Annotated in this window: 22 protein-coding genes and 1 tRNA gene; 10 read left to right on the top strand and 13 right to left on the bottom strand. The window is 39.9% G+C overall.

Annotation, left to right across the window (positions count from 1 at the left end; all coding sequences use genetic code 11):
• Nucleotide 1 precedes the first annotated feature (1 nt).
• Nucleotides 2-526, top strand: a complete 525-nt coding sequence (locus ABJF11_RS18840) for an acyl-CoA thioesterase (RefSeq protein WP_348121731.1) — start codon at nt 2-4, stop codon at nt 524-526.
• Complete coding sequence (locus ABJF11_RS18835; RefSeq protein ID WP_348121730.1) at nt 519-1,037, top strand: hypothetical protein; 519 nt, start codon at nt 519-521, stop codon at nt 1,035-1,037. Before ABJF11_RS18840 ends, ABJF11_RS18835 begins: the two co-directional genes overlap by 8 nt.
• Here ABJF11_RS18835 and ABJF11_RS18830 read toward each other — a convergent pair.
• The 4 genes from ABJF11_RS18830 to alaS all read right to left on the bottom strand — a co-directional run bounded on the left by ABJF11_RS18830 (nt 1,027) and on the right by alaS (nt 8,229).
• Nucleotides 1,027-2,784, bottom strand: a complete 1,758-nt coding sequence (locus ABJF11_RS18830; protein ID WP_348121728.1) for a tetratricopeptide repeat-containing sensor histidine kinase — start codon at nt 2,782-2,784, stop codon at nt 1,027-1,029. The two genes, ABJF11_RS18835 and ABJF11_RS18830, sit on opposite strands and share 11 nt — an antisense overlap.
• A 194-nt stretch (nt 2,785-2,978) precedes the next feature.
• Nucleotides 2,979-4,082, bottom strand: a complete 1,104-nt coding sequence (locus ABJF11_RS18825; protein ID WP_348121727.1) for a TlpA disulfide reductase family protein — start codon at nt 4,080-4,082, stop codon at nt 2,979-2,981.
• Between the two features lie 52 nt (nt 4,083-4,134).
• On the bottom strand, nt 4,135-5,586 hold the full coding sequence (gene gatB, locus ABJF11_RS18820; protein ID WP_348121725.1) for an Asp-tRNA(Asn)/Glu-tRNA(Gln) amidotransferase subunit GatB: 1,452 nt from the start codon (nt 5,584-5,586) through the stop codon (nt 4,135-4,137).
• Nucleotides 5,587-5,592: 6 nt separating this feature from the next.
• Nucleotides 5,593-8,229, bottom strand: coding sequence for an alanine--tRNA ligase (gene alaS, locus ABJF11_RS18815; RefSeq protein WP_348121723.1), 2,637 nt, complete (start codon nt 8,227-8,229; stop codon nt 5,593-5,595).
• Between the two features lie 158 nt (nt 8,230-8,387).
• On the opposite strand from alaS, the gene ABJF11_RS18810 reads away from it, so the two are divergent.
• The 4 genes from ABJF11_RS18810 to dprA all read left to right on the top strand — a co-directional run bounded on the left by ABJF11_RS18810 (nt 8,388) and on the right by dprA (nt 12,181).
• On the top strand, nt 8,388-9,371 hold the full coding sequence (locus ABJF11_RS18810; protein WP_348121722.1) for a M23 family metallopeptidase: 984 nt from the start codon (nt 8,388-8,390) through the stop codon (nt 9,369-9,371).
• Between the two features lie 130 nt (nt 9,372-9,501).
• Complete coding sequence (locus ABJF11_RS18805) at nt 9,502-10,689, top strand: CapA family protein (RefSeq protein WP_348121721.1); 1,188 nt, start codon at nt 9,502-9,504, stop codon at nt 10,687-10,689.
• Between the two features lie 4 nt (nt 10,690-10,693).
• Nucleotides 10,694-11,038, top strand: coding sequence for a MerR family transcriptional regulator (locus ABJF11_RS18800; protein WP_348121719.1), 345 nt, complete (start codon nt 10,694-10,696; stop codon nt 11,036-11,038).
• Nucleotides 11,039-11,074: 36 nt separating this feature from the next.
• On the top strand, nt 11,075-12,181 hold the full coding sequence (dprA, locus tag ABJF11_RS18795) for a DNA-processing protein DprA (RefSeq protein WP_348121718.1): 1,107 nt from the start codon (nt 11,075-11,077) through the stop codon (nt 12,179-12,181).
• Nucleotides 12,182-12,218: 37 nt separating this feature from the next.
• Here the strand turns inward: dprA and ABJF11_RS18790 are convergent, their stop codons facing one another.
• On the bottom strand, nt 12,219-13,070 hold the full coding sequence (locus ABJF11_RS18790; protein ID WP_348121717.1) for a hydroxymethylglutaryl-CoA lyase: 852 nt from the start codon (nt 13,068-13,070) through the stop codon (nt 12,219-12,221).
• A gap of 261 nt (nt 13,071-13,331) precedes the next feature.
• On the opposite strand from ABJF11_RS18790, the gene rpsA reads away from it, so the two are divergent.
• The 4 genes from rpsA to ABJF11_RS18770 all read left to right on the top strand — a co-directional run bounded on the left by rpsA (nt 13,332) and on the right by ABJF11_RS18770 (nt 18,751).
• Nucleotides 13,332-15,479 carry a 30S ribosomal protein S1 gene (gene rpsA, locus ABJF11_RS18785; RefSeq protein WP_348121716.1) on the top strand — a complete coding sequence of 716 codons (2,148 nt, stop codon included), beginning with the start codon at nt 13,332-13,334 and terminating at the stop codon, nt 15,477-15,479.
• 146 nt (nt 15,480-15,625) lie between these two features.
• Nucleotides 15,626-15,696 (top strand) — tRNA-Cys (locus ABJF11_RS18780).
• A 498-nt stretch (nt 15,697-16,194) separates the two neighbouring features.
• Nucleotides 16,195-16,947: a hypothetical protein gene (locus ABJF11_RS18775; RefSeq protein ID WP_348121715.1), complete on the top strand. Its 753-nt coding sequence runs from the start codon at nt 16,195-16,197 to the stop codon at nt 16,945-16,947.
• 25 nt (nt 16,948-16,972) lie between these two features.
• Nucleotides 16,973-18,751 (top strand): CHASE domain-containing protein, encoded by a 1,779-nt coding sequence (locus ABJF11_RS18770; RefSeq protein ID WP_348121714.1) that lies wholly within the window; start codon nt 16,973-16,975, stop codon nt 18,749-18,751.
• Nucleotides 18,752-18,763: 12 nt separating this feature from the next.
• Here the strand turns inward: ABJF11_RS18770 and ABJF11_RS18765 are convergent, their stop codons facing one another.
• The 8 genes from ABJF11_RS18765 to ABJF11_RS18730 form a co-directional block, all read right to left on the bottom strand.
• On the bottom strand, nt 18,764-19,324 hold the full coding sequence (locus ABJF11_RS18765) for a hypothetical protein (protein ID WP_348121713.1): 561 nt from the start codon (nt 19,322-19,324) through the stop codon (nt 18,764-18,766).
• Nucleotides 19,325-19,331: 7 nt separating this feature from the next.
• Nucleotides 19,332-19,769, bottom strand: coding sequence for a hypothetical protein (locus ABJF11_RS18760; RefSeq protein WP_348121712.1), 438 nt, complete (start codon nt 19,767-19,769; stop codon nt 19,332-19,334).
• A 157-nt stretch (nt 19,770-19,926) separates the two neighbouring features.
• The gene (locus tag ABJF11_RS18755; protein WP_348121711.1) at nt 19,927-21,120 is read right to left on the bottom strand and encodes a hypothetical protein; all 1,194 of its coding nucleotides are present in this window, start codon (nt 21,118-21,120) and stop codon (nt 19,927-19,929) included.
• Between the two features lie 120 nt (nt 21,121-21,240).
• On the bottom strand, nt 21,241-22,440 hold the full coding sequence (locus ABJF11_RS18750; RefSeq protein ID WP_348121710.1) for a YaiO family outer membrane beta-barrel protein: 1,200 nt from the start codon (nt 22,438-22,440) through the stop codon (nt 21,241-21,243).
• Nucleotides 22,437-23,858: a glycosyltransferase gene (locus tag ABJF11_RS18745; protein WP_348121709.1), complete on the bottom strand. Its 1,422-nt coding sequence runs from the start codon at nt 23,856-23,858 to the stop codon at nt 22,437-22,439. Before ABJF11_RS18745 ends, ABJF11_RS18750 begins: the two co-directional genes overlap by 4 nt.
• Before the next feature lie 4 nt (nt 23,859-23,862).
• Nucleotides 23,863-24,969, bottom strand: a complete 1,107-nt coding sequence (locus ABJF11_RS18740) for a hypothetical protein (protein WP_348121708.1) — start codon at nt 24,967-24,969, stop codon at nt 23,863-23,865.
• Nucleotides 24,969-25,334: a response regulator transcription factor gene (locus ABJF11_RS18735; RefSeq protein WP_348121707.1), complete on the bottom strand. Its 366-nt coding sequence runs from the start codon at nt 25,332-25,334 to the stop codon at nt 24,969-24,971. The genes ABJF11_RS18740 and ABJF11_RS18735 overlap by 1 nt, the downstream gene beginning before the upstream one ends.
• Complete coding sequence (locus tag ABJF11_RS18730; protein WP_348121706.1) at nt 25,331-26,056, bottom strand: response regulator; 726 nt, start codon at nt 26,054-26,056, stop codon at nt 25,331-25,333. The genes ABJF11_RS18735 and ABJF11_RS18730 overlap by 4 nt, the downstream gene beginning before the upstream one ends.
• Nucleotides 26,057-26,330: the final 274 nt, after the last annotated feature.

Genomic DNA, 26,330 nt, shown 5'->3' with positions numbered 1-26,330 from the left:
TATGAGTAGAAAAAAGAAAAAAACACCTTCGGAATCCTTGGCCATTATGACGGAATTGGTACTGCCCAATGATACCAATACGCTCAACAACCTCATGGGAGGCAAACTTCTGCATTGGATGGATGTTGCATCAGCCATCGCCGCACAACGTCATTCGAATAGAATAGTAGTGACAGCCTCGGTAGACAATGTATCATTCTCCGCACCTATAGCTTTGGGTAACGTGGTGACTTTGACAGCGAAGGTGACTCGATCTTTCAACTCATCAATGGAGGTATTTATAGATGTATCCGCTGAAGATATACCCGGAGGTAAAAAAATCAGCAGTAATCAGGCATTTTACACTTTTGTGGCGGTTGATCAAGGAGGAAGCCCAATTGATGTACCCGAAGTGATTCCAGAAACGGATGATGAAAAAGAAATGTACGCCGGGGCACTTCGACGTCGTCAACTTCGTCTGGTTTTAGCGAAAAAGATGAATCCCAAAGATGCGACGGAGTTAAAATCAATATTTGAAAATGACTGATTCGAACGATTTTCTAAAATTTTTGATCAATGAGAATATTTACTTGATCGACGAAAAAGGAGAAGCCGAGGCTCAAGCGGTTGACCCTAAGGATACTACAAGTTATTCAGATGATAGTCAGGAGGCTCAGGCCAATGAGCCCGAACCAGTACTGGAGAAACCTATTCCGAGCAATGACATCCTAATTATCTTTGATAACCCATCGGAGCCAGAACTTGCTGTTGGCGATAAGGAGTATCTTGATAAAATTCTGGGAGCCATTGGTAAGTCGATAGCAATAGTGGATTTCCTAAATGTAGCAGTGACCAACCCCGAAATAAATGGATATAAACAGGTAATAGCATTCACACCTAACCATAAGCTACCCATAGCAGTAAGTACTATGCAATACGCAGCTACTACCATGGATGGAATAGAGATTATCGTTGCGGATTCATTGATTAATATTTCCGGCTCTACGGATTTGAGAAAGAAACTTTGGGGAGTATTGCAGCAGGTATTTAAGAGCTGACGAATGGCAATAATACTTGCAACGTTGAACCCTGATTGACTTTGCTTTTGACCGTAATCTTACCAGAAAGCTTTTCAACAGCAGATTTTACAATATACAGACCCAGCCCTGTGCCGTTAATATCTGTATGCGATCGGTAAAACATATCAAATATTTTCTTCTGATCTTCTTTTTGAATTCCAAGGCCATTGTCTGTCACCTTTATTGAAATGGACTCCTCAACTTCGTGAATGTGAATTTTGACGAAAGGAGCACCATCAAGATTGGCATACTTGATTGAGTTCTCCAAAAGATTTTGAAGGATCGAAATGATCGTACTTTTGTCTGATCGGAAAGCTGCAGTTTCCTTGATCCGAACTTCAAAATTAATCTTATGAAAATTTTGATGGTATTCAAAGGAATTCAGGCAGTCCTCAATCAATGCTTCGAAGTCTATTTCCTCGATCTGTATCTCCTTTTCTTTGATTTGGATAAGGTTTAAAAAATCCATCAAGATACCATTTAGCCTAACGATCTGTTTGTTGTAGATTTCAAAATAACCTAAAGCCTTTGGATCTTTGACTTCATAACTCACCAAATCAAACAATCCCATAAGCGAGGAAATTGGCCCTCTGAGGTCATGAGAGACCTTATATACAAAGGAGTCCAGCTCTTTGTTTTTCCTTTCTATTTTATTGTTCACCTCTTTTTGCCATCTGGTCTCTTTTTCAAGCAGCTCGAGGCGAGACATAGATTGTATGCTATTGATTACGTTCTTGGTTTCTTTGTTTATTACCTTTTCCTTATGTGCCAGGTGCAATTCCAAATATTCAAGAGCTTTTTGATGGTCTTCTTCCTTCTTGTGGATTTCATAAAGTATTTTGTAAGATTTATGGGTGATTAGAAAATGTTTGGATTTTTCACCCTTCAGAATGCAATCAGTAAGAAGCCTTTTGGCCAGATCAAAATTTCCAGTTGAGAAGTGCATTTGGCCCTGCTTGTTCAGAGTCATCATGGAGCCTACTATCTCGTTCATGGCAGAGTGAATATCATAACTCATGGATAGATACTGTCCGGCGAGATCGTATTTTTTCTGTGCCAAATACACTTTGCCTAAGCCATAATATGCAAAACCAAGACCTCGTTGATCGTTGGTTGATTTTTTTAATCGAATGCTTCGTTTAATAATTTTTAGTGCCTCATCCACAAGACCTTTCCTAATCAGTATTCCTGACAGAGGATTCAATGCATTAGATACACCGTTCAAATCATCAATTTCGCTGCTGAGTTCGATACATTTACCGTAGGTTTCCTCAGCCTTGTCGTACTCTTCGAAAAATTCATATACTGACCCTATGGCTTTCAAAGCTCTCGACTGTCCGAGTTTGTCACCCGCTGCCTGATACATTTGATAGCTATCTGATAGATGTTTGAGCGCTAGGTGATAGTTGTCAGTTTTATATTGGATACTTCCAAGGGTGAAATAGGTAAGCGCGAGGCCTTTTCGATCATCTCTCTTTTCGAAAATATCCATGGCGATATTTGCCTGAGTTTCTGATGCGGTATGATCACTAATGATCATATTAAAATAGGCCAGGTAGGCATTGGACCATGCGATCAATTGAGCATTATTGATTTCCTTACTTTTATTGAGTGCTTCGCTGGCAAGAGATATTGAATAATCAATATTATTAACCCTTTCTCTGAAGGCGGTCTCTAATTGAATTTGAATCTCAACTGGGTCTATAATGGTCTTTTTTGCAATCATCGGGTTGCTTTTTGATAAGCATCATGATGCACGATCGAACGTATACAGCAGACGCTCAAATGAGAAAGCTCTCACTCGGTTCAACATATTCAACCTTTTACTAATTACGAGGCGGGTAGGTGGGTTTTATAGAATGGCCGTCAAATTAAAAGAATTTGTTGAAAAAAACCCTATTTCATTAGTCTAATGTGTGATTATCCAAAGATCTCCCTGAGTTTAGCTTCCAGTTCAGGTCCACGAAGATTTTTAGCTATGATGATTCCCTCCGGATCTATCAGGTAAGTTGCAGGGATCGCATTTATTTGATAGGTTTTAGCTGCTTCAGAATCAAAATACTTAAGATCCGAAACTTGAGCCCAAGTGAGCTGATCGTCTCCTATTGCTTTTATCCATGATTCCTTGGTTTTGTCCAGCGACACACCAAAAATTTCAAATCCTTTCTCATTGTACTTTTCATACATTCGAACCACATTTGGGTTTTCCATTCTGCATGGTCTACACCAGGCAGCCCAAAAATCAATCATTACGTATTTGCCTTTGAACGAGCTCAAAGAGATTACTTCTCCCTCAGGATTAGGTAGAGCGATATCCGGAGCCATAGAGCCTATGGCTAGCCTTCGATAGGACTCTACTTTTTCGACCAGTTCTTTAGTATAACTCGAATTAGGCAGTTCGTTTTGATATTTGTCGGATAGGCTGTCGAGAAAATCGAATTCATTTTCTTCGTCAAGAAAAGAAGTGCCTAGAATTCCCGCTATGGAATAATCCATTCCCATAATGGCAGCTTTAATATTATTCTCATTGTCCGCTTTCATCTGCATAAATCTATTGCGGATGTCTTCGAGTGTTGTTACGTCACCACTGTTTCTTGCCTTGATAAATTCTCCGTTGAGTTGTTGCGACTGCTGCTCGAAATCTTGACGCAATTGAGCTAGTTGATAGATATAATCCATATCCTTAGAACCTGCCACTTTATAGCCTCCTCGTGGATCATCTAAATTTTTGATCAACTCTACATCTGAGTCATTAAGTATGACATTGGTGAGGTGTCGATTATAAAAATTCACTCGGTAGAAACCTGCCTCAGGAATTGATATCGTACGATCGTAGGCCCCAGAGGGGTCTAGGTAGAATGAATCTACCACTGCCAGCTCATTATTTTTTACCAGCTCGATTTTCACCATTTGATCCTCAAGAGGAGTTTCATAGTTTCCAGAGATGCTTACTTTTTTTGTGTCAGAGCATGAGATAGCTATTAAAGCGATAAGCAGGACGGGTATTAATGTATTTTTAATCATAATTCTTTATCATTTCCGACAGGATTTTTCAACGAGAAAAAGCCAATCAGGTTTAGTTATCTAATATTTCAGCAATTAATTGGCTTGCCACTTTCGGATTAGCCTTTCCTCCACTTTTTTTCATGACTTCACCCATAAATAGCCCCAGGAGACCCTTTTTTCCATTTCTATAAGCCTCTGCCTTATCAGGCATATCGTCTATTACCTGTAGAATGATCTCCTTCAACTCATCCTGATCATCACTCTGTAGTAGTTGCAACTGTTGCGCAGTGGCTAACACAGACTGGTTTGGGTCGCTAATCAAAGCAGGCAGTAGACGAGTGGAAGCGGTAGAGAAACTTAACTTGTCTTCATGGACCAGCTCAATTATTTCTGATAGAATATCTGGGGTAATCACGAAGGCTTTTATAGAAATATTCGAATCATTAAGATAGCTCTTGATCGGACCTATGATCCAGTTGGCTATTCTTTTGTAATGAGAAGACAATTTGCTGGTTTCATAGAAATAGTCAGACAGCCCTTTGGACTCCGCTATGATTTCGGCGTCGTAGAGATTCAAACCATAATTTTCTTGAAGATCAGCCAGTACTTCGTGCGGAAGTTGGGGTAAAGTCGCACGAATTTCGGCTATCCAATCTTTAGAGATATTTATGGGTAATAGATCCGGGCATGGGAAATAACGATAATCGTTGGCCTCCTCCTTGGTTCTTTGGCCTATCGTGGCACCAGTCTCATCATTGAATCCTCGAGTCTCCTGCAATACAGATTTACCGGCATCTAGCAAGGCAGACTGCCTTATCATTTCATGCTTGATCGCACGCTGTACATTGCGAATAGAGTTCATGTTTTTTATTTCCACTCTTCGGCCTAAGGTCGAACTTCCTTTTGGCTTTAGCGATATATTGGCGTCGCATCTAAGCGAGCCATGCTCCATATTACCATCACCCACATCGATGTACCTTACTATTTTCCTAATCTCAGTGAGGAGATTAGCAGCCTCTTCGGCCGAGCTGATTTCCGGTTCCGTTACCATTTCAATAAGCGGAGTGCCCGCTCTATTGTAGTCTAGCAGAGACCCGTCATGCTGTGCATCATGAGATGATTTGCCGGCATCCTCTTCTATATGAATCCTGTTGAAACGAATGCGTTTTGTCTGCTCGCCGCTTTTTACGTCCAGATATCCGCCTACACAGATGGGATACTGGTCCTGGGTAGTCTGATATCCTTTTGGGAGATCTGGGTAGAAGTAGTTTTTACGATCAAAAGTGGTATGTGGCGCTATTTCGCAATTGCAAGCCAGCCCCATTTTGATTGCATGACTCACAGCCGATAGATTTGGCCTGGGCAAAGTACCTGGATGTGCCAGTGTGATAGGGCTCAAGTTCGTATTTGGCGTATCACCAAAGCTATTCTTGTCGGAGGCGAAAAGCTTACTTTTTGTATTGAGTTGCACATGAATCTCCAGCCCGATTACCAGGTCGTATTTCTCTAATATGTCTTTCAAAACCTTTTAATAATTTGTGATTTCATTTATTATGGTTTTGGCTTTGTCTACCACTCTTGGCAATCCACTGAGGTCCTGACCACCAGCGGTTGCATAGAATGGCTGTCCTCCGCCGCCACCTTTGATTTCCTGAGCCAGTTCTTTTATTAGCTGGCCTGCATGAAGGTTTAGTTTTTTTACCAACTCTTCAGAAATCATTATCGAAATTTGGGGTTTGCCGGCAATGTTTGCCGCCACTATCATTATAAGGTTGTCTAATTCGTTCTTAAATTCAAAAGAAAGCTTCTTCAATCCCTCGGCATCAGGCAATTGAGCTTCAGATATCAAAATGTTGTATCCATTGACCGATTGAAGGGATTTCTGGAGCACCTCTTTTTGTGCACCAGCTTCCTTTTGGTTTATTGTTTCTATCGTTTTGGTCAGATCCTGCTTTTCTTTCACAAGAGATGCTATGGCCTTTACCAGATCCTTGGGGTGATTTAGCAATTCGTTGACCTGATGTACCAGCTCATCTTGTTTTTGGTAGTACTCTTCAGCCTTATCAGCTGTAATCGCCTCGATCCTTCTTACACCAGCAGCTACAGAGCCCTCAGATATTATTTTCAACATACCAATGGTGCCGGTAGCAGGTACATGGGTGCCTCCACACAATTCTACTGAATAGTCCTTGTCAAAGGTGATGACCCTTACAAAGTCACCGTACTTCTCACCAAACAGAGCCATCGCGCCCATCTCTTTGGCTTTCTCAATTGGAACATTTCGCTGCTCGCTGAGAGTTATGTTTTCACGAATTTTCTGATTCACAATTTTCTCAACTTCAGCTATTTCCTCCTCGGTCATTTTTGAAAAATGTGAAAAGTCAAATCGAAGTACTTTCTCATTGACTAAAGATCCTTTTTGCTGTACATGTTCGCCTAGTACCTGCCGTAGAGCAGCATGGAGTAGGTGAGTCCCACTATGGTTGTTTTCTGTCAGCTTTCGTTTTTTCTTGTTGACAACAGCCTCAAATTCAGCATCAAGCTGTTTGGGTAATTCATTAGCAAAATGAATGATGAGATTGTTTTCCTTTTTAGTATTGATGATACTCACTTTTTGATCTCCTGCTGAGATATATCCAGTATCACCTACCTGCCCACCGCTTTCCGCATAGAATGGAGTCTTGTCTAGTACGATCTGAAAAAGTTTTTTACCCTTTTCTTCAATTTCTCTATACTTCACTATGCTCGAAGTGGCCGTTAGCGATTCATATCCAAGAAACTGTACTTCCTCAATTGGCTTCAACTCAATCCAATCACCGGCCGAAGTTTCAGCCGCTTTTTTAGAACGATTCTTTTGAACCTCCATTTCCTTATTGAAACCTTCTTCATCTATGCTTAGACCATTTTCTCTTGCAATAAGGGAAGTAAGATCAAACGGGAAACCATAGGTGTCATATAATTCGAAAGTAGTAGCGCCATCTATTATTTTGCTACCATTTTTTACGTTTTCGATGATCACGTCCAGCTTAGATAGGCCTTTATCTAGCGTGCGCAAAAAGGATAATTCTTCTTCTCGGATTACTTTTTCGATAAAATCCTTCTGTGCAATCAATTCAGGGAAGATACCATCAAACTGATCAGCTAATATGGGAACCATAGTGTTGAGAAATGGCTCTTTGAGATTTAGAAACGTATAGCCATATCTTACAGCCCGTCTCAAAATTCTTCTGATCACGTACCCAGCCTTGTTATTGGAGGGCAACTGACCATCGGCTATTGCAAATGCAATGGCACGGATATGATCGGAGATGACTCTTAGCGCAATATCTACTTTTTCGTCCTCACCATATTTTACCCCAGCTTTATCAGCCATAAAATTGATGAGCGGAGTAAAGACATCTGTATCATAGTTCGACTTTTTCCCTTGGATAGCCATGGCCAACCGTTCGAAGCCCATTCCGGTATCTACGTGCTGCGCCGGTAGATTTTGAAGCGAGCCATTAGCGAGCCTGTTGTACTGCATAAAAACCAGGTTCCAGACCTCGACCACTTGTGGATGGTCCATATTTACCAAATCTTTTCCGGGCGTAGCTGCTACTTCCTCATCTGTACGTAAATCAATATGGATTTCTGAACACGGTCCGCAAGGGCCCGTCTCACCCATTTCCCAAAAGTTGTCTTTTTTAGATCCATTGATAATACGGTCCTCTGGAATTATTTCTTTCCAGTAATCATAGGCTTCCTGATCCATAGCCAGGCCTTCAGCATCATCTCCGCCAAATACAGAGGCATACATTCTGTCTGCAGGTAGATTAAATTCTTTAGTGAGCAGCTCCCACGCCCATGCAATAGCCTCTTTTTTGAAGTAATCACCAAAAGACCAGTTGCCGAGCATTTCGAACATGGTATGGTGATAGGTGTCCATGCCCACCTCTTCAAGGTCATTGTGTTTTCCAGAGACTCTGAGGCATTTTTGAGTATCTGTGATTCTATTAGATGTAGGTTCGGAATGGCCTAAGAAGTAATCCTTAAACTGATTCATTCCAGCATTAGTAAACATGAGGGTAGGGTCATTTTGAATGACCATAGGTGCTGATGGTACTATTTCGTGCTGTTTTTGCTCAAAAAAGCGTAAAAACCGTTTTCTAATTTCTTTTGATTCCATCTAATATATTGATATTCAATCGCTTGCGAATGAATTTATTTGTTATTTAAAAAATTGTATTAAATTGCGGTCATAATTGTAATATTTAAAGCCGTTAAGTAGAAATATTAACAACCACCCGAAAAACGAAGCACAAAGTTAGGATATTCTGATTTAATATGGCTAGAATAAAATACTATTACGATACCGAATCTTGTCGGTACGAACGCGTCAAAGTTTCCTCATGGGATATCGTCCTCAACTCGATGGGCTTTCTGTCCTTTTCTTTGATACTTGCAGTAGGTATATTCTATACCTATAATCTTTATTTTCAATCACCTGTTGAGGCTCGATTAGAAAAAGAGAACGAAGAACTCAAATATTATTACGAATTACTACAAAAAGAACTGGTAGAAGCCTCAGATATGTTGGCCTCGTTGCAGGAAAGAGATGATAATGTATATCGAGTAATCTTCGAAGCAGAGCCTATTCCAAAATCTATCCGTGATGCAGGAGTCGGTGGAGTCAATCGTTATAGAAACTTGACAAGTAAGGGTTTAGAGAGAACCGAACTGATTGTGAATGTTCATCAGAGGTTGGATAATCTTAAAAAGCAGATGTATATCCAGACCAAGTCCTATGATGAGCTACTGGATATGGCGGCAAATAAGGACAAGTTTTTCGCAGCTATTCCTGCCATTCAACCTGTATCCAACAAGGAGTTGAAGAGATTGTCTTCTGGATTTGGAATGAGAGTCCATCCTATTTTAAAAGTAAGAAAACTACATCCGGGCATCGATTTCTCGGCACCTAAGGGAACACCGATCTATGCAACCGGAGATGGTGTCGTCAAGCGTGTTCATTCCAGTTTGGGAGGTTACGGACGACAGGTTGAGATTGATCATGGCTTTGGATATGTGACAAAGTATGCTCACATGGAAATGTTTAATGTAAAGAAAGGGCAGAAGGTCAAGCGAGGAGAATGCATAGGATATGTAGGAAACTCAGGCCGATCTACAGCGCCACACTTGCATTATGAAGTGCATAAGGACAGCAAACGTATCAACCCTGTTCACTATTTCCATCAAGACCTGAATCCTACAGAATATGCTGAAATCCTTAGACTGGCCTCTATAGAAAATCAAGCCTTAGGATCCTTCTAAAATATTAGAAGGCAAAGAAATCTAAAACCTGATCGAAAGATCAGGTTTTTTTTATGCTTGTTAGTCTATTGTGGAAAACTTCTGGAGCTTAGGTAAGGAAGATTTACTCGATCAATTCTAATTTTGGATCATGTTCAAGCGACTGCTCCATTTTATACTCATTTCTCTTTTTGTTGTAGCCTGTAAGCCACAGCAAATAGTATCTACTCTTCCTGTGGAAGATGGGGCAGAAGATATAGATACTGTGCATGTAGAGCCTGAATACTGGATTACCACCAATCAGGATACACTGTATTCCCTGTCGGAAGAGGTGGACCTTTCCCTTTCAAGACTGATAAAAGATACGCTTACGTTGATTGGTGTTGGTGATATCATGATGGGGACAAATTTTCCAGCCGCTCACTATCTACCAGGAAATGATGGTAAGGGGCTTTGGGCTGAAGTATCGGACACGCTCAGGCAGGCTGATGTCACCTTCGGAAATCTGGAAGGAGTGATCCTAAATGAGGGTGGGGATCAAAAAACTTGTAGAAATCCAAAACTGTGTTATTTGTTCAGAACTCCAGAGTCGTACCTGATCAATCTGCAAGAGGCCGGGTTCGATGTTGTGAGTCTCGCTAATAATCATGCCGGTGACTTTGGAGAGCCGGGTAGAAAGAATACCACGAGGGCACTGGACTCCCTCCAGATAAACTATGCAGGATTATTGAGCAAACCCTGGACTATATTTATGATCGACGGAATGAAATATGGAATGGTGGCTTTTTCTCCGAACATCGGAACGGTCAGTATTCACAATCAAACCCGGGCGATGGAAGTAGTATCTCATTTGGACTCATTGACAGACGTGGTGATTGTATCATTTCATGCAGGAGCGGAAGGGTCGAAATATCAGCATGTCACTCGAAAAACTGAGAACTTTTATGGTGAAAACAGAGGGAATGTATATCAGTTTGCTCATGACGTAATTGATCACGGAGCAGATGTAGTTTTTGGTCATGGACCGCATGTTTCAAGAGCGATAGAAGTATACCAGAATCGCTTCATTACTTATAGCATGGGAAATTTCTGTACCTATGGTAGATTCAATTTGCGCGGGGTCAACGGAATCGCTCCAATTGTGAAAATTAGTACAGACGGTGAGGGTAAATTTCTGCACGGCCGATTGATTCCTATCTACCAACCAGGCGCTGGCGGTCCAAAAATTGACCCTAAAAAGCGAGCAATTTCAGTGATCCGTGAGCTGACAAAAAAAGATTTTCCTGAATCTAAATTATTGATTGACGATTCAGGTTTTATTACCTATCTTAACGATTAGAATTGTGCCGTACAAAGAAAAGGAAATAACGAAAAGATATTATACCATTGGCGAAGTTGCCGATGATCTGGGTGTTGCTACTTCACTTATTCGTTTTTGGGAAACAGAATTTGATATTATTAGTCCTAAAAAAAATCGAAAAGGTAATAGGCAATTTACACCTGATGATATCAAGAAAATCAAGATGATATATCATCTGGTAAAAGAGAAGGGATATACCCTTCATGGGGCTAGGGACTTTATTAAGAACGATGCCAACGCTGCCATGGAGAAGATTGACATGATCCAGTCCTTAAAGGGAATAAAGAGTTTCCTTGTAGAACTTCGAGACGGTATTATAGGAAATTAATTAGATTTTATTTAAACATTTACTCCTGCTTATTCTATGAATGAAGAAGAAGCACGCTATGTGCATGCACTGAAGCTTGCACCTGGTATTGGAGATATATTGGCCAAGCAACTGATCAGTTATTGTGGCTCGGCCGCTGCTATATTTAAGGAGAAAAAAGGGGCTCTGCTGAAAATTCCTAACATCGGAAACAAGACGATAGAGGCGCTCAATTCAATGGATCTCTTAGACAAGGCCGAGCAATGTATGAGACAGTGCGCTGATTATAAAATTCAGATCCTTCCTTATTACCACAAAGACTATCCGTCACTATTAAAATTAGTCAATGATTCGCCTTTGCTGATCTACGCTAAAGGCTCGACTCGCTTTGAAAATCAAAAAATGATTGCCATTGTAGGCACTCGAAACGCTACCGAATACGGCCGGCAAACTACTCAGAAGATTGTGGAAGATCTCGCCGGATATGACGCGGTGATAGTGAGTGGCATGGCTTACGGAATTGATATAACCGCTCATCGCGCTGCGTTGAAAAATAATCTTCCTACGGTAGCTGTTCTTGCGGGTGGTCTGGATAGAATATATCCGGCAGCGCATCGACAGGTAGCAGAAGAGATGCTTGCTGATGGAGCGTGGATGAGTGAGTATTTGCCCGGAGTGAAACCAGATCCTCACCATTTCCCAATGCGAAATCGGATCATCGCCGGTATGTCGGAGGCACTTGTCGTAGTGGAGGCTGCCAATAAAGGTGGCGCGTTGATCACAGCCAATATTGCCCACTCTTATGATAGAGAGGTGTTCGCTGTGCCTGGAACCTTGCAAAACAAATACTCAGAAGGATGTAATGGATTGATCAGATCACAAAAGGCGAATATTTATACCAGTGTTGCCGATCTAAATTACCTGTTGGGGTGGGAAAAAGGCGAAGTGAAACCTGCTAAAACTAAGATTGACATAAGTGAGTTGAAGGCTGCGGAGCAAAAAATCATGCGAATCCTGATAGATTCTAAATCTGGACTACAGCTGGATGAGTTAAGTTGGAAAACTCAAATGAGTATCAACGAAACAGTGAGCAGTTTGCTAAGTCTGGAGTTTGAGGGAGCGGTAAAATCACTTCCGGGCAAAGTGTATGTCGCGCTCTATTGAGTAGAGACTACTAATTATGTAGACTGATAATATAGAATTATCTACCTAAGAATACTTCAGGAGCGATATTCAAAGCCGATTGAAATACCTTCTCGTCATACGTCACCGGAATGTTGTGCTGCTTGAAGTAGCTTAGGATTGTTTCAGTGGCCAAATTGCCTACCAGCTTGTCTTCGGCCATAGGGCAGCCACCGAAGCCGTTAATAGCCCCATCAAATCGACGACATCCAGCCTTGTAGGCAGCATCTATCTTCTCTACAGCAGTGTCCAAATCTGAATGGAGGTGCACGCCAAATTCTATTCCGTCAAATTCTGCGGAGATACTTTTGAACAACTGAGTGATATTATCAGGATTGGAAACACCTATTGTATCCGCCAATGAAACTATTTGCACATCGAGTGCTTTCAGCTTACTTATAAACTCTGCCACATAAGGCATTTCATACGGGTCGCCATACGGATTGCCAAAGCCCATAGATAAGTAGGTGACCAATGTTTTGTTGTGATCATGGCAGAGATCCTGCATGATATTGACGTCTTCGAATGCTTCGGCTACGCTCTTGTTAGTGTTGCGACGTTGGAAGGTTTCCGAAAGGGAGAGCGGAAAGCCCAGATAGTCGATGGCTTCATGTTCGCAGGCGTCGTGAGCCCCACGCGCATTGGCCACGATGGCCAGTAGCTTGGAATTGGTATCATCCAGTTCTAGTTTGGACAATACCTCGGCAGTATCCTTGAGCTGGGGAATGGCTTTTGGAGAAACGAAGCTGCCAAAATCTATGGTATCAAACCCTACTTTGAGCAGCTCATTAATATAGCGGACTTTTAAGTCTGTGGGGACGAACTCATGCAATCCTTGCATAGCATCTCTTGGGCACTCAATTATTTTCATTTGATCAATAGTGTCTTTCAGGGGCAAATTAATTAAAAATGTTTCTTATGTGTCTGGTGTCATGAATCTATCTTAGCTAAAACAATGAGAGGGCACTAAAAACAGCAGTTTTTTTACCTTTCAATACCTCTATTAAATAAGAAAATTTCTATCTTTGCGCTCCATTCGAGTGGATGGGTTCTGCCTGGCAGAATAACTACAAACAAAATGGCGCATCTCCCGAACCTGGAATGTAGCTGTAAATCATGGGTTCATTTTATAATGGAAAACAAAGAAGAACTAGAAAACCAGGCTGCTGAAGCGGCTACCAACGACGTGGCAAAGACGGAGGAAAAAGCAACTGAAGCTGCTGCTCCTGCCAAAGAGGTAAAAGAAGAAGCACCTGTAGAAGAAGCTCCAGTGGAAGAGGTGAAAGCTGAAACTCCTGTAGAAGAAGCTAAAGAGGAAACTCCGGTAGCAGAAAAGAAAGCTCCTAAGAAGGCGGCTAAACCTGCTGCAGTAGTAGAAGATGATGAGGATTTTGACTGGGACAACGTACAGCCTAAAGGCTTCGGTGACGGTTACAAAAAATCAGAAAAAGAAGATCTTGAAGCGCTATACGAAGGTACGCTCAATACTATCGAAGAAAAGCAGGTAGTAGAAGGTACAGTAGTGAGCATGACTGCCAGAGATGTAATCCTTAACATTGGATTCAAATCTGACGGTTTGGTATCAGCTTCAGAATTCAGAGATACTCCTGATCTAAAGCCTGGCGATACTGTTGAGGTTTATATCGAGGAGCAGGAAGACAACAACGGTCAGTTGGTGCTTTCAAGAAGAAAGGCAAAAATCGTAGGTGCGTGGGAGAAAATCCAAAAATCTGCGGACGAAGATTTGGTAATCGATGGTATGGTGAAGAGAAGAACCAAAGGTGGTTTGATCGTAGATATCTTCGGTGTTGAAGCCTTCTTGCCTGGATCACAAATTGACGTGAAGCCTATCAGAGACTTCGACGTATTTGTAGATAAGAAAATGGAAGTGAAAGTTGTGAAAATCAACTACACTAATGATAACGTAGTCGTTTCTCACAAAATCTTGATTGAGAAAGACCTCGAAAAACAAAAAGCTCAAATCCTAGAGAACCTTGAAAAAGGTCAGGTACTGGAAGGAGTGATCAAAAACATGACCAACTTCGGTGTATTCATCGACTTGGGTGGTGTAGATGGTCTGCTTCACATTACTGATATCTCATGGGGTAGAGTCAATCATCCAGAAGAGGTATTGAACCTGGATGAAAAAGTAAATGTGGTAGTTCTTGACTTCGACGACGATAAGAAGAGAATTTCACTGGGTATGAAGCAATTGTCTGAGCACCCATGGGATTCACTAGACAAATCTGTTGAGATCGGCTCTAAGATCAAAGGTAAGATTGTGAATGTGGCTGATTATGGTGCATTCCTTGAAATCCAGCCTGGAGTAGAAGGATTGATCCACGTATCAGAGATGTCATGGTCTCAGCACTTGAGAAATCCACAGGACTTCATCAATATTGGAGATCAGCTGGAAGCAGTCGTATTGACTATCGATAGAGATGATAGAAAAATGTCTCTTGGCATCAAGCAATTGACCGAGGATCCTTGGACTAAGCAAGATGTATTGACTAAGTACGCGGTAGGTACAGATCACAAAGGTATCGTAAGAAACTTGACTAACTTCGGTTTGTTCATCGAACTGGAAGAAGGAATTGACGGTTTGGTACACGTGTCTGACCTCTCTTGGACTAAAAAGGTGAAACACCCTTCTGAATTTGTAAACGTAAATGAAGAGCTGGAAGTCAGAGTACTTGAGCTTGACGTGGACAACAGAAGATTGGCGTTGGGTCACAAGCAATTGGAAGAGAACCCATGGGATACATTCGAAACTGTATTTGCCAGAGGTACTACTCACAAATGTTCTGTAAACAACATCCTTGAGAAAGGTGCTATTTTGGAATTGCCTTATGGTTTGGAAGGATTCGTTTCTACCAAAAACATGAAGAAAGAGGACGGTTCTAAAACTGTAGTAGGTGATAGCCTGGACTTCGTAGTGATTGACTTCTCTAAGGATGATAAGAAAATCACTTTGTCTCACGTAGCGACGTATTCTGATGAGGTAGTAGAGGCTGTAGCTCCTGCTCCTAAGAAGAAAGCAGGCGGTGCGAAGAGCAAAGGGGTAGAAAAGGTAAATGCTGATTCTGAAAAATCAACATTGGGTGATATCGCAGCACTTTCAGCATTGAAAGAGCAAATGGAAGATAGCGCCAAGCCTGCAGCTAAGAAAGCAGCTCCTAAAAAAGAGGCTGCACCAAAAGCTGAAAAGGCACCTGCTAAGAAAGCGGCTGACAAAAAAGCAGACGATAAAGAAGAAGCTTCTGAAGAGGCTAAATCTTAATTATAAATATATGAATGAAAGGTACACTTCGGTGTACCTTTTTTTTATGCTGTGCGTTACAGCAAAAGGCAGTGATTCAGCTAATTGAATTCTGAAATAGTTTGCAGGGGAGGGAATAAATTCTATTTTTGTACCCCGAAAAAAAAGGTCCTGTGGCCGAGTGGCTAGGCAGAGCTCTGCAAAAGCTCGTACAGCGGTTCGAATCCGCTCGGGACCTCAAGTTTTAAACCCTAATTAATTGTTTATCAATTAATTAGGGTTTTTTAACGTCTAAACAGACCCCACATTTTACCCCACAATTTGATTATGCTCTATTGTTTATAGTGTAAGTTAGTGGTTGGGTATGGTTTACGTTATGTGGTGGTGATCTTCTCTATATTAAGCTGTATCTATACCAAATTTTAATGGATAGATAGCCAGTGTAGCACAATAAATTTATTGAAGCGACACAACTACAAAAAAACCTTGATATAGACTGATTTTGTAGTACTAATTCTTGTAAGGATTAAAATATCTGTTCAATCAATTCATGAGCATTCTTTTTTCTGATATAAGAAGCCTTATTGGTACGGTCAATATATTTATAGAAAAATGATAACAAACATATAATGTATTCATCTAAATATTCATATGAATAATATTTTAAAAAAATAACGCAATTAGTTAGTGTCCGCAATGCTTTTTGTTATATTGATTTATAGTACTGAATTCTTAAATGATGTGCCTAACCTATGATTTTAGACCCAGATCGAGCTGTATTATTGTGCTTGTACTTGGATTAAGCTATTCAGTTATTGGACAACATGTAACTGAAAAAAATGAAAACAGTAAGGCCTCTGGCTTTGTTGATTTTAACGCTTATCGTGATACACGTGCGTTTAGCGAACTTACAATCAATGCGTTGGCTAATGTAACGGATAGAATACAGTATTTTTCGCTTACCAATAATTCAGGCGCGCCCAATACTTCTGATGTTCAAAGTTTTTTTTCAGAACAGAATATCAGGTGGAAAGTAGCTAAAAATAGTCCTGTCGACTTTACATCTCAATGGACACTTCGTACGGGAGAGGATAACGACAACTGGAGGTTGGGGTTTAGGGTTAGGTTGAACAATCTGACGCCATTGGAAAGTCTGTTCAGTAAAATTAATCTCACCTATAGCCTTAATTTCCATTTACTTCAATTTGACTTTGATAAACCAGTCAAGTATTTCACCCAGATGGAGCATGTTTATAGATTGTTGTTGTTTCCTGAGTTACTCAATCGCCGTGTTTATATCAGTGGATTCGCAGATCAAAATTTCAGATCAGGTGGTGAGGAGAACAAGACCAAGTGGGTCACAGAGCATCAACTGGGAATAAGAATCATAAATGAGTTTTATATAGTTGCCGAGTACAGGGTTAACGATTTTTTTTCGTCAGATCATTATGGATTGGGCTATGGCCTGGAGTATAAGATAATTTTTTGAAAACCACCTAATCACCATTTAGTCAATGAACAAGACACAAAAACTTTACAGAGTAGTCAATATTTTCCATAATAAATATACGGCTTGGATTGTGCTGGCCATTTCAATTTTCATCACAATTTCAGCATCTTGGCTTTCCTATTACTATTCATCAAAAATGGCTGAGGAACGATTCACACTCAAGGCTTTGGAAATTACTGATGCTATTCAGTTTAGAATGAAATATTATGAGCAGGCCTTGTGGGGAGGCGTAGGCCTTTTCAATAGTAAAAAAGAGATCAGCCGTGTAGATTTTGAAAAGTATGTAGCAAGCCTCGCCTTAGCAGATCGTTTGCCAGGACTTCAAGGGATTGGTTTTAGCGTGATCCTGCAAAGTGAAAAAAAGAAGGAGCACATTGACCAAATAAGGTCAGAAGGGTTTCCCGAATATGATATTAAACCCTTGGGTGATAGAGATACCTATTCTGCTATTATTTATTTGGAGCCCTTTGATTGGAGAAATAAAAGGGCTTTTGGGTATGATATGTGGTCAAATGATATGAGACGAGCTGCAATGTCCAGAGCAAGAAGTACCGGGCTGGCTGCGACTTCTGGTATCATTACATTGGTGCAAGAAACAGATAAGGATCTTCAGAGAGGTTTTTTGATGTATTTGCCGGTCTATCAATCAGAAGATTCCTTAGCAACTAAAAATGAACGTACGGAAGCTTTGGTAGGATGGGTATATAGTCCGTTTAGGGCAGGTAATCTGATGAAGGGTATTTTGAGTGAAGAAGAAATGGAGTATGAGATAGAACTCTACGATAATGAATTGTCAGAAGAGTCGTTGTTGTTCGATTCTAATGAAATATGCCATCTAAAAGAGATCAGACACGATCCGCAAAGGGCAGAGGTGATCAACTTGGAGGTACAAGGAAGGCGATGGAAACTATATTTGCATACCAAGCCGAGTGTACTGGCTCGATATGAGGAAGACCTTCCAGTATATATCGGAGTGTTTGGACTAGTGGTGGATTTAGTGCTTTTTGTTGTAATCTTCTCACTTTACAAGCTTCAGATCAGAACGAAGAGGCTCAGCGAGGATTTGGAGGTTCAAAAAAATAATTTAGAAGTGGCCAATGAGGATTTGGGAAGATTTGCTTACCTGGCGTCACATGATTTGCAAGAACCGCTTCGTACTGTGTCAAGTTATTCAGCACTGATTAGAGAAGAGTATTATGATAAACTGGATGATGAAGGCCAGTTTTTTCTTGAGGTGATAGATAAGGCTACTAGGAGAATGAAGCAGTTGATCAATGATATCCTTGACTACTCTAGATTGGGTACGCAAAATAGTAAGTTAGAGCATGTGAAGTGCAACCTCGCATTGAGAGGCATAGTGGATGATTTAGGCTCACTAATAAGTGAAAACCAGGCGGAAATTAGATTTGATATTCTGCCTGAAGTTTACGCTAATAAAACAATGATCAAGCAGCTGTTTTTGAATCTAATTTCCAATGCTATAAAATATAGAAGTGATAAAGCACCTATCATTGAGGTCAAAGGATATTCGGATGAATCACACTTTTTTTTTGAAATATCAGACAATGGTATGGGAATAGAAGAAAAGTATCAGGAGAAAATATTTGAGGTTTTTAAGCGTCTGCATAGCAAAACCAATTACAGTGGCACTGGCATAGGTTTATCACTTTGCAAGAGAATTGTAGAGCTGCACGGCGGAAATATTGGTGTGGAATCCAAAAAAGGAGATGGAAGCACTTTTACATTCACTATATCAAGGGAGCTGACAGCTGTTCTGATATAGCTCCATAAGAATTTAATATATCGTACGGATCTGAATACTTATATCATGAGGAGCAGTTTCGTCGCCACCAAAATAAGGATATAGCATATAGTATACTCCGATGTTACAAACATCTCCACGTGTGATAATGACGGGAGCTTCGTTACCTATCTGAAAACTGTATTGTGAGTCTGACACATTTAGCAAGTAGTCCACCTTTTCATTGATTTCTGCGGTTCCAATGTAAGCAGTGACTCGTTCGCCATTTACGTAGCAGTATGCATGTATTTCAAGTCGATCTTTGAACCATCTCCAACCGAATCTGGCACTATTGTCGTGATGCATTGAATTGCAGTCTGAGAATCCCATTAGTTTGTTAATATCCTGCTGATTTTCTTCAGTTATATTTTGATATATGGCTGATTCGTCAAAAATCGCATTAAACATCAGCGTTTCCGATTGCATGGAGGATACTTTAGGGATTAGAGGTGTATGTGTTCCCTGGCTGATTTTATAGACCTTGTAGGGTTCTTCCCACTCAGGTTCGCAACTGATTAGAACAAATGATATGAATATTAATGTAAAGAGTTTCATAATTGAATTATAAGCTTAGAATTAGTTTGGCATTTATTGCAGCTTCTGATGCTCGAATACTCATACCTACGCTAACAGAGAGCATTTTCGTTAACTTGAGCTCAGTATCTATCCCTGGAGTCACAATTACAAATCGACGATTGCTCAAGCCCCCACGAAGTATGCCACTGATCATTATATTTTCGCATCTAGCAATTGGATGACTGATTGATGCCCCAGCATATTCGTAAACGTCATTGTTAATCTCATTGACTCCACGAAAATTACGTTGATAAAAGCCTCCAAATGTAAAATTATTTTTTAGACGATAGCTTACTTGTGTGCCTACTTGCACGCCCATGATAGTTTTTTCAGCGGTAGTACTTATTCTCATCTGCTGACCAAAACTCAAATGTGTGATAAGCAGAAGAATAGAAAGTAGGAAATATATAATGATGCGTTTCATGGTGTAACTATTTTGTTATAATCAAATTTCTATGATTGCGTGGTCTGTAGCAAGCCGTGAATTCCGTAAATATCTTTATAGGTAAATCCACTAATAGGAGCCTAAAGGGCAAAAAAAAGACGGCCAATTGGCCGTCTCTCTGCTGCTTAGCTCCAATTTACTTATTAATAAGCTTGATTACTTTTACTCCTCCCAAACCAGAGGCTATCACGAGTCGATTACTTCTGTAGCGCACATGATTGATAGACTGATGATCTCCTAAATCTAGTGTACCAATTATTTCAGGACTTGGATTGGATGTATTCTTGTTATCAAATTCTGCCACGATCACAGATTCTCCATTTGAGATGAATATTTTGTCACCTTCTACTGATACCGAATTGGAGACTACGTCCGATGAACTACCTTCAGGAATGGCAATTTCACCTACTGTAGTGCCCGTCTTTCTATTGACGATTTGAACGCCATCATACCCAGATGCAAGGAATATCAAATCTCCACTTATGTCAAAAGTAGACTTAGATTCAGGGGTATTAAGTCCAGCAAATCCAAATTTCTGAACCTGGTTGTCTTCCATTCCGATGACAGATAGGTTACCTGGAGTGCCTTGCTGCACATAGACCTTTTTATCTTTAATATCTACCCATCTTGCGTCATGCAGTGGTTTGTAGGACAAAAAACTCAAGTCATTCTCACTTCTTACATGCAGACCACCACCTGTACTTTCGTTGTCACCAGTAGTAACATAAATTTGCTTGTCTTCGTGAACTAGGCCGGTGGCAGTATTGCCCCCGAGCCAATTGAATATTGCACTGCTGATCTCCATCTGGTTTTTCTTAACAGAAAGTTGATACACATATGCCGTTGAATCAGTATCTGTACTTGAAGCTGCTCCTGCGAAATACAGTTTGGAACCGTCAAAATAGACTGCGTTGACATCTGCGTTAGCTGATATTACTTGTGAATTTAGCATAAGGTTATCGCCATTGAGACTCATTAGATCTACTGCTCCACTATGGGCATCTCCCCTTAATCCATAAGACACAGCGACCAAATTGTCCCTCATGTCCAATGAATTGGCCATCAATGTTTCCCCGTTCACTTCTGGACAGGCAATCTCAGATGTCATCACTAATGTGAAATCCTTTTTCTTTTTACCATTCGGGTCATTCGACACGACATCAACAGTATCGGCTACTGTTAGAATGCGTCGGCTCAGATTATCCGAGTCATTGTTGACCACAAGATTTCCATTTCGATTACTTGCCACCGGATCTTCTTGTTCTGAGCAGCTTATCAAAACAAACCCAAGAACTAAGTAGACCAGTTTGTAATTTTTTACTTTTTTCATTTTCATTAAATTTTTAGTTTTATACTTAACTACCTAGGATTAAAAATAGAGGTTGAATGAAACTAAAAAACTAGGTTAATTCAGGATAAATAATATTCGGTGAATTACGTAGAATGCATACTATTGCAATTTTATTTTAAGGCCTATTTGGAGATCCACTCTGGTTCTGAATGAATGAAGGCGGTACTCTTCCGATCGTACCCCAGCACCAATTTGCAATAAGCCATTTTCACTAAGATCAACTGAGTATTTCAATCCTATGCTCTTGTTCTCTAAGATGCTTGTAGCACCTTCTGGACTGAAGTACTCCTGTACATTGGTGCCCGATACCATCTCCCCTTCGATTGAATGCCATGATCCAAGACGAACCCTTGTTCGTACAATATGGGTGTAAGTGCTTTTGTTGAGTGCGCGAGAAAGTAAGAGTTTATAGGTAGCGAAGTGCTCCTTTTTGTAGTATCCAAGACTTGCCCTGTGTATAAAGAATTTATCTCTATCGAATTCGAATCTTTTGCTTCCAATGCTTACCTCAAAATCATGGAAGTTTTGAAATACTTCTATACCAGCTGAATAGTTGGCCATAAAGCTATTTGGAGAGTAGGAGGCTTCCACAAAGGCATACGAATTGCGAGACAGTCGCGGATAAGCCTCCATTTCGAGACTAAAACCTTTAGTACTAAATCTATCTACGGTTAGTAGGTGGACATTCCAAGGTAATTTTTTGTTTACTCCATACCCCACTCTTATTTGTTTCCATGGATCTAAAGTTGAGCTGAAGCGAGCATAAGTCACTTCTGTTTCTAAAAAGCTGTAATGCTTAGATTTGACATGTTTAAGCAATCGGATTGCCGGTAGATATTCTGTAGTTTTCAATAGTTGCTTGAGCAGATATGTGCTTTTATCGTCCATTCCCAGCTTATGGTAGGCGTAGGCCTCGTAATATTTAAAGACAATTTCGTTTGGGTACAGCGCCAAGTATTCTTGTGATTGAGTAAGTAAATTCTCATATTTATTAGACCAGTAGGAGAGGGAAACCTTGATCTCAAAAACTTCAAGAGCCTCAGAGGATCGAAGAAGGATCTGATCTGCGATTGAGTCTGCTTTTGCCAAATTGCCTTGCCAAGCACTTATTCTCGCCTTTAAGCAAAGAAGGTCGTGGTTATCTACAAAGCTCTCAAGTGCTAAATCAACTAACGAGTCTGCTGAATTATACTTTTCAGATACAGCCAGTGATTTGGCTTCTGACATATATTGTTCGTAACTCTGAGCCTGAATTGTCAGATGAAACAATAGTAAAATAGATGTAGTTAGATATTTCATGATTGGGTCTTTTTAAATCCTGTTCTTACCATTTTGCCCCAGCTTTTTTTGCCCATTAATAGATCATAATTACCTTTTAATGACCAATAGACTGTTTTTGGGTGGTACAATATAGGTTCGAGCATGGCTGTGATAAACATTTTCCATAAGTCCGATTTTTTTTCATACTTGGCGAATGATAGTTCTTCAGCCAGTAGTGCACATAGGGAAAAGAAAATGGAAAGCGTATATGCTACTAAGATGAGCGTAAGAGCACTCGACCAAAACACTTGTCCTGCAACTACAAGTATTAGAAAATAGATTACTCCTAGTGCTTCTATGATAGGAGCCAACCATTCAAAAAGAAACCAAAAAGGGTAGGAAATGAGCCCCATTACACCGTATTTTCTATTTAAAAACATAGCCTTATGAAGTTTGAGAACCTCAATAGTTCCACGTGTCCATCTGTTTCTTTGATTACCTAAGACCTGGTGAGTCTCTGGTACTTCAGTCCAGCATAGTGGATCTGGAATGTAGGCTACTTTGTAATTTTTTTTTTGAGAGGTCATATATGATCGCATGCGAACAACCAATTCCATATCTTCACCGACTGTTTGCGTATTGTATCCTCCTGCTGCTACTGCAATTTTTCTATCAAACATGCCAAGTGCACCAGAAATGAGGATAAGGCCGTTTATCTTGGCCCAAGCCATTCTGCCAAGCAAGAAAGCTCTCAAATATTCTAATACCTGAAATCTGGCCAGCGATGATTTTGGAAATCTGACACCCAGTAATCGACCGTCCTGAACCGCGCAATCGTTGGCTACTCTAATCACCCCTCCACAGGCGATTACCTCTTTTTTAGAATCAGCTACGAAAGGCATGACTAAATGAAGTAGTGCCTCGGGTTCGATGATACAATCTACATCTATGCAGGTGACTAGATCTTTGCTGGATACGTTTAGTCCTGCATTAAGAGCATCAGCCTTTCCTCCATTTTCTTTGTCAATCACCAGCAATCTGTGTAGTGCTTTGTTTGTGGATTTGTAGATGGCTTTTATTTTCTGCGTTTTAATTTTTTCATCCACAAAAAATGGGACTTTTTCAAGAGAAAAATTGGCTTTCATTTTTTCGATAGAATCATCTGTGCTACCATCGTTCACAATGATTACCTCGTAAGCATTATACTGAATTGAAAGCAATGAGCGAATGTTTTCAACTATTGAAAGCCCTTCGTTGTAGGCTGGGGCTATGAGTGAGATCGTTGGAGCAAACGGTGATGAGAGTAGCTCCTTATAGTTGATAAATTTTTTTGTGTCTCTATAATTTAAAACTTCAATTAATGAAATGATAGTAAGTACAAAATAAATGGATGTAATGCTTATCGCATAAATTATGAAAAAATGATTGAGTATTAATATGAAGTATTCAATAAACATAATCTTAGTGGATTAGAGAGTTTGAGAAATGTGATACCATCAATTTGCTTTTTCCTTTGAATCTGGTTTCTGACAATTTTTTAGCCCCACTTTTGTCCCAGTTGACAAACACTTTGGATAAAGTTTTGGTAACCGCAGAGTTTTTGTTTTTATCAATAGCTTTTCTGAACAATGGAGCCAGTTTCTTGGTATCGCCAATTTGAGCTAGGCACTCTATGCATTCTACTCTAACTTTTATTGATTTGGTTTTTTGAAGCAAAAGCAAAATGAAGTTAGCCGCTTGATCCGCTTCCAACATTTTCAAAGCATTAACTGCCTGCCAGCTAATTGCATCATTTTTGTGAAAAATAAGTCGCGTCATTAGATCGATGGCGTCATATTGAAGAAATCGAGCAGCCATATTTATGCAATAGCATATTACTGTTGGATTAGTATGATCAAAATATGCTTTAAATGCAGGAACTTGCTCTGGAGAAAGCTTACGTAATTTGTTGTAAATTAGAATTTCTTCCCACTTGGTTAGAGGATCCTTCATTGATTTCAAGCATATTAAAGGATCTTCAGGAATGAGGCTTATCAGTGCTACTCTAGTTTCTAATCTGACTAGCTCATGATAGTAATCCAGGAATCCCACAATCGATTCGATGTCTTCGTGTCTTCTCATTTCAGCAAGTTCTTGAATGCCCTTTATTACCGTGGCATAATTGCCATTCATTAGTTTTTGTTTGGAGACGCGGTATAGATGAAGATCATCATAAACTTTTTTAAGTACCCGAGCGGAAATCCCTGAAAGGTTTTTGTGTAATTCAATCAGGCGATCAATAACAAACTGTGCCAGACCTGGAGATCTTTGTGTGACTTGCTGAAGATGTTGTTGAGCTTCTTGTATTTCGGTTGCGTATTCTTCAATGTCTGGAGCCAGCGCAGCTATTGTATTAAGACTATTTTTTATTAAGTTATGTGGTCTCAATAGCTTGCTGCGCTTCCATCTTGATACCTGTCTATTTAGTGTAATACCTAAAATAATTAGGCCACTCGAACCGGCAAAAAATAGTGCACACAATTCGTAATAGGAAGTGCTCTCTCTCCATATGGTGCTCAGTGTTTCCATTAGGCGCTTAGAAGTCTTTTGACTCTCATGGATAACTCATTTGGGCTGAAAGGCTTACTTATGAAATCGTCTGCGCCTAGTTGAAAAGCTTCTGTTACTGTATTTTCGATACCTTCAACAGAAAGGACTATGATAGGAGTTTTGTCTCCAAGCTTTTCTCTAACAAATGTGACCAATTCCAATCCTGAGAAATAGGGCATGTGTATATCAGTGATTATCATATCAAAATCGTGATAGATCAGTTCGTGCATGGCTTCTCTGCCATCTGCTACTTTTACTACTTCTCCGTAGTTTTCTTTGCTTAGTTTAAATCGAATCATGCTGATCAACGCTTCGTCATCGTCGCATACTAGAATTTTTTTCATGATTTTATATTTTGTTTTACACTATCAAGTTTTATGATAATCGAGTCACATTTTAGTTCAAGCTGGTTAATAATATTTCTATCAATTTCACTTGTTGGTTTATGTATTAAGCATTTTATTTTTTCGGTCACTTCTTCTAGCGAGTTGATAGAAAATATTCTGTTGCTCGTTTCGATTTTATGAATGGCTTCCTTTAGGCTCTTAGGATCTTTTTTGGTAAGCGCCAAAGCCACCTGCTCTTTATATCCTTCATAATTTTCTATAAAGCAATCGACGAGCTCAAAGGCAAACTCGGCACTGTTGTCCGCATATTTGAAGAGGGACTTTTTGAATTCTTCCTGGGACTCTTTTTCCCTAACATTTGAGTTGTAAGGAGTATGTTTTTCAATCATCTCAAATAGTTCTCTCATTTCATAAGGCTTATTTAGAATGCCATCGATACGTAGGCTACTGGATAAGTTGTAGGCTTTGAAATCAGAAGGTTCAGTGAAGGCTATTAGAGGTGTCTGGTTCAATTTAGTCATCAGGTTTTGTTGAATGCTTTCTTCGTTATTTAAAAGCATATTCAAGTCTATCAGAATTAGCAGATAGTTGTTTTCATTCAAAAGATTAATTAACTCGGTAGCGTCATTACCGAAATCTGACTGTATCTCACGCTGAGAAAGTATGTGTTGTGTAATTTTTTGATTCACAGTGTTACTATCGGCTATTAATATTTTCATTATTGTCCTAATTAAATGATGGATGCCCTTATTGAAACAATAGTGTAATCAGAAAAATTAGAGAAACCAGATGCAGATAGGGATCGTAATACTGACTCTCAAGAATGGGTTTTTTAATTCTTAAGACTGTAATTCTTTTCTTTGGTATGATATATTTCATGGTCTTTGTATTTTGACGATGAATCAAAGGTGCCATCAAATTGACTTGTATAGAATACTAGATTCTCGCAAAAAAATCTTTAGGTGATTTGACTAAAATGTGGTGGTAACTATA

It is taken from the genome of Reichenbachiella sp. (assembly GCF_039941815.1).
Classification (GTDB): domain Bacteria; phylum Bacteroidota; class Bacteroidia; order Cytophagales; family Cyclobacteriaceae; genus Reichenbachiella.
The sequence above is the reverse complement of the archived record's forward strand: the minus strand, read 5'-3'. Positions and strand labels throughout refer to the sequence as shown.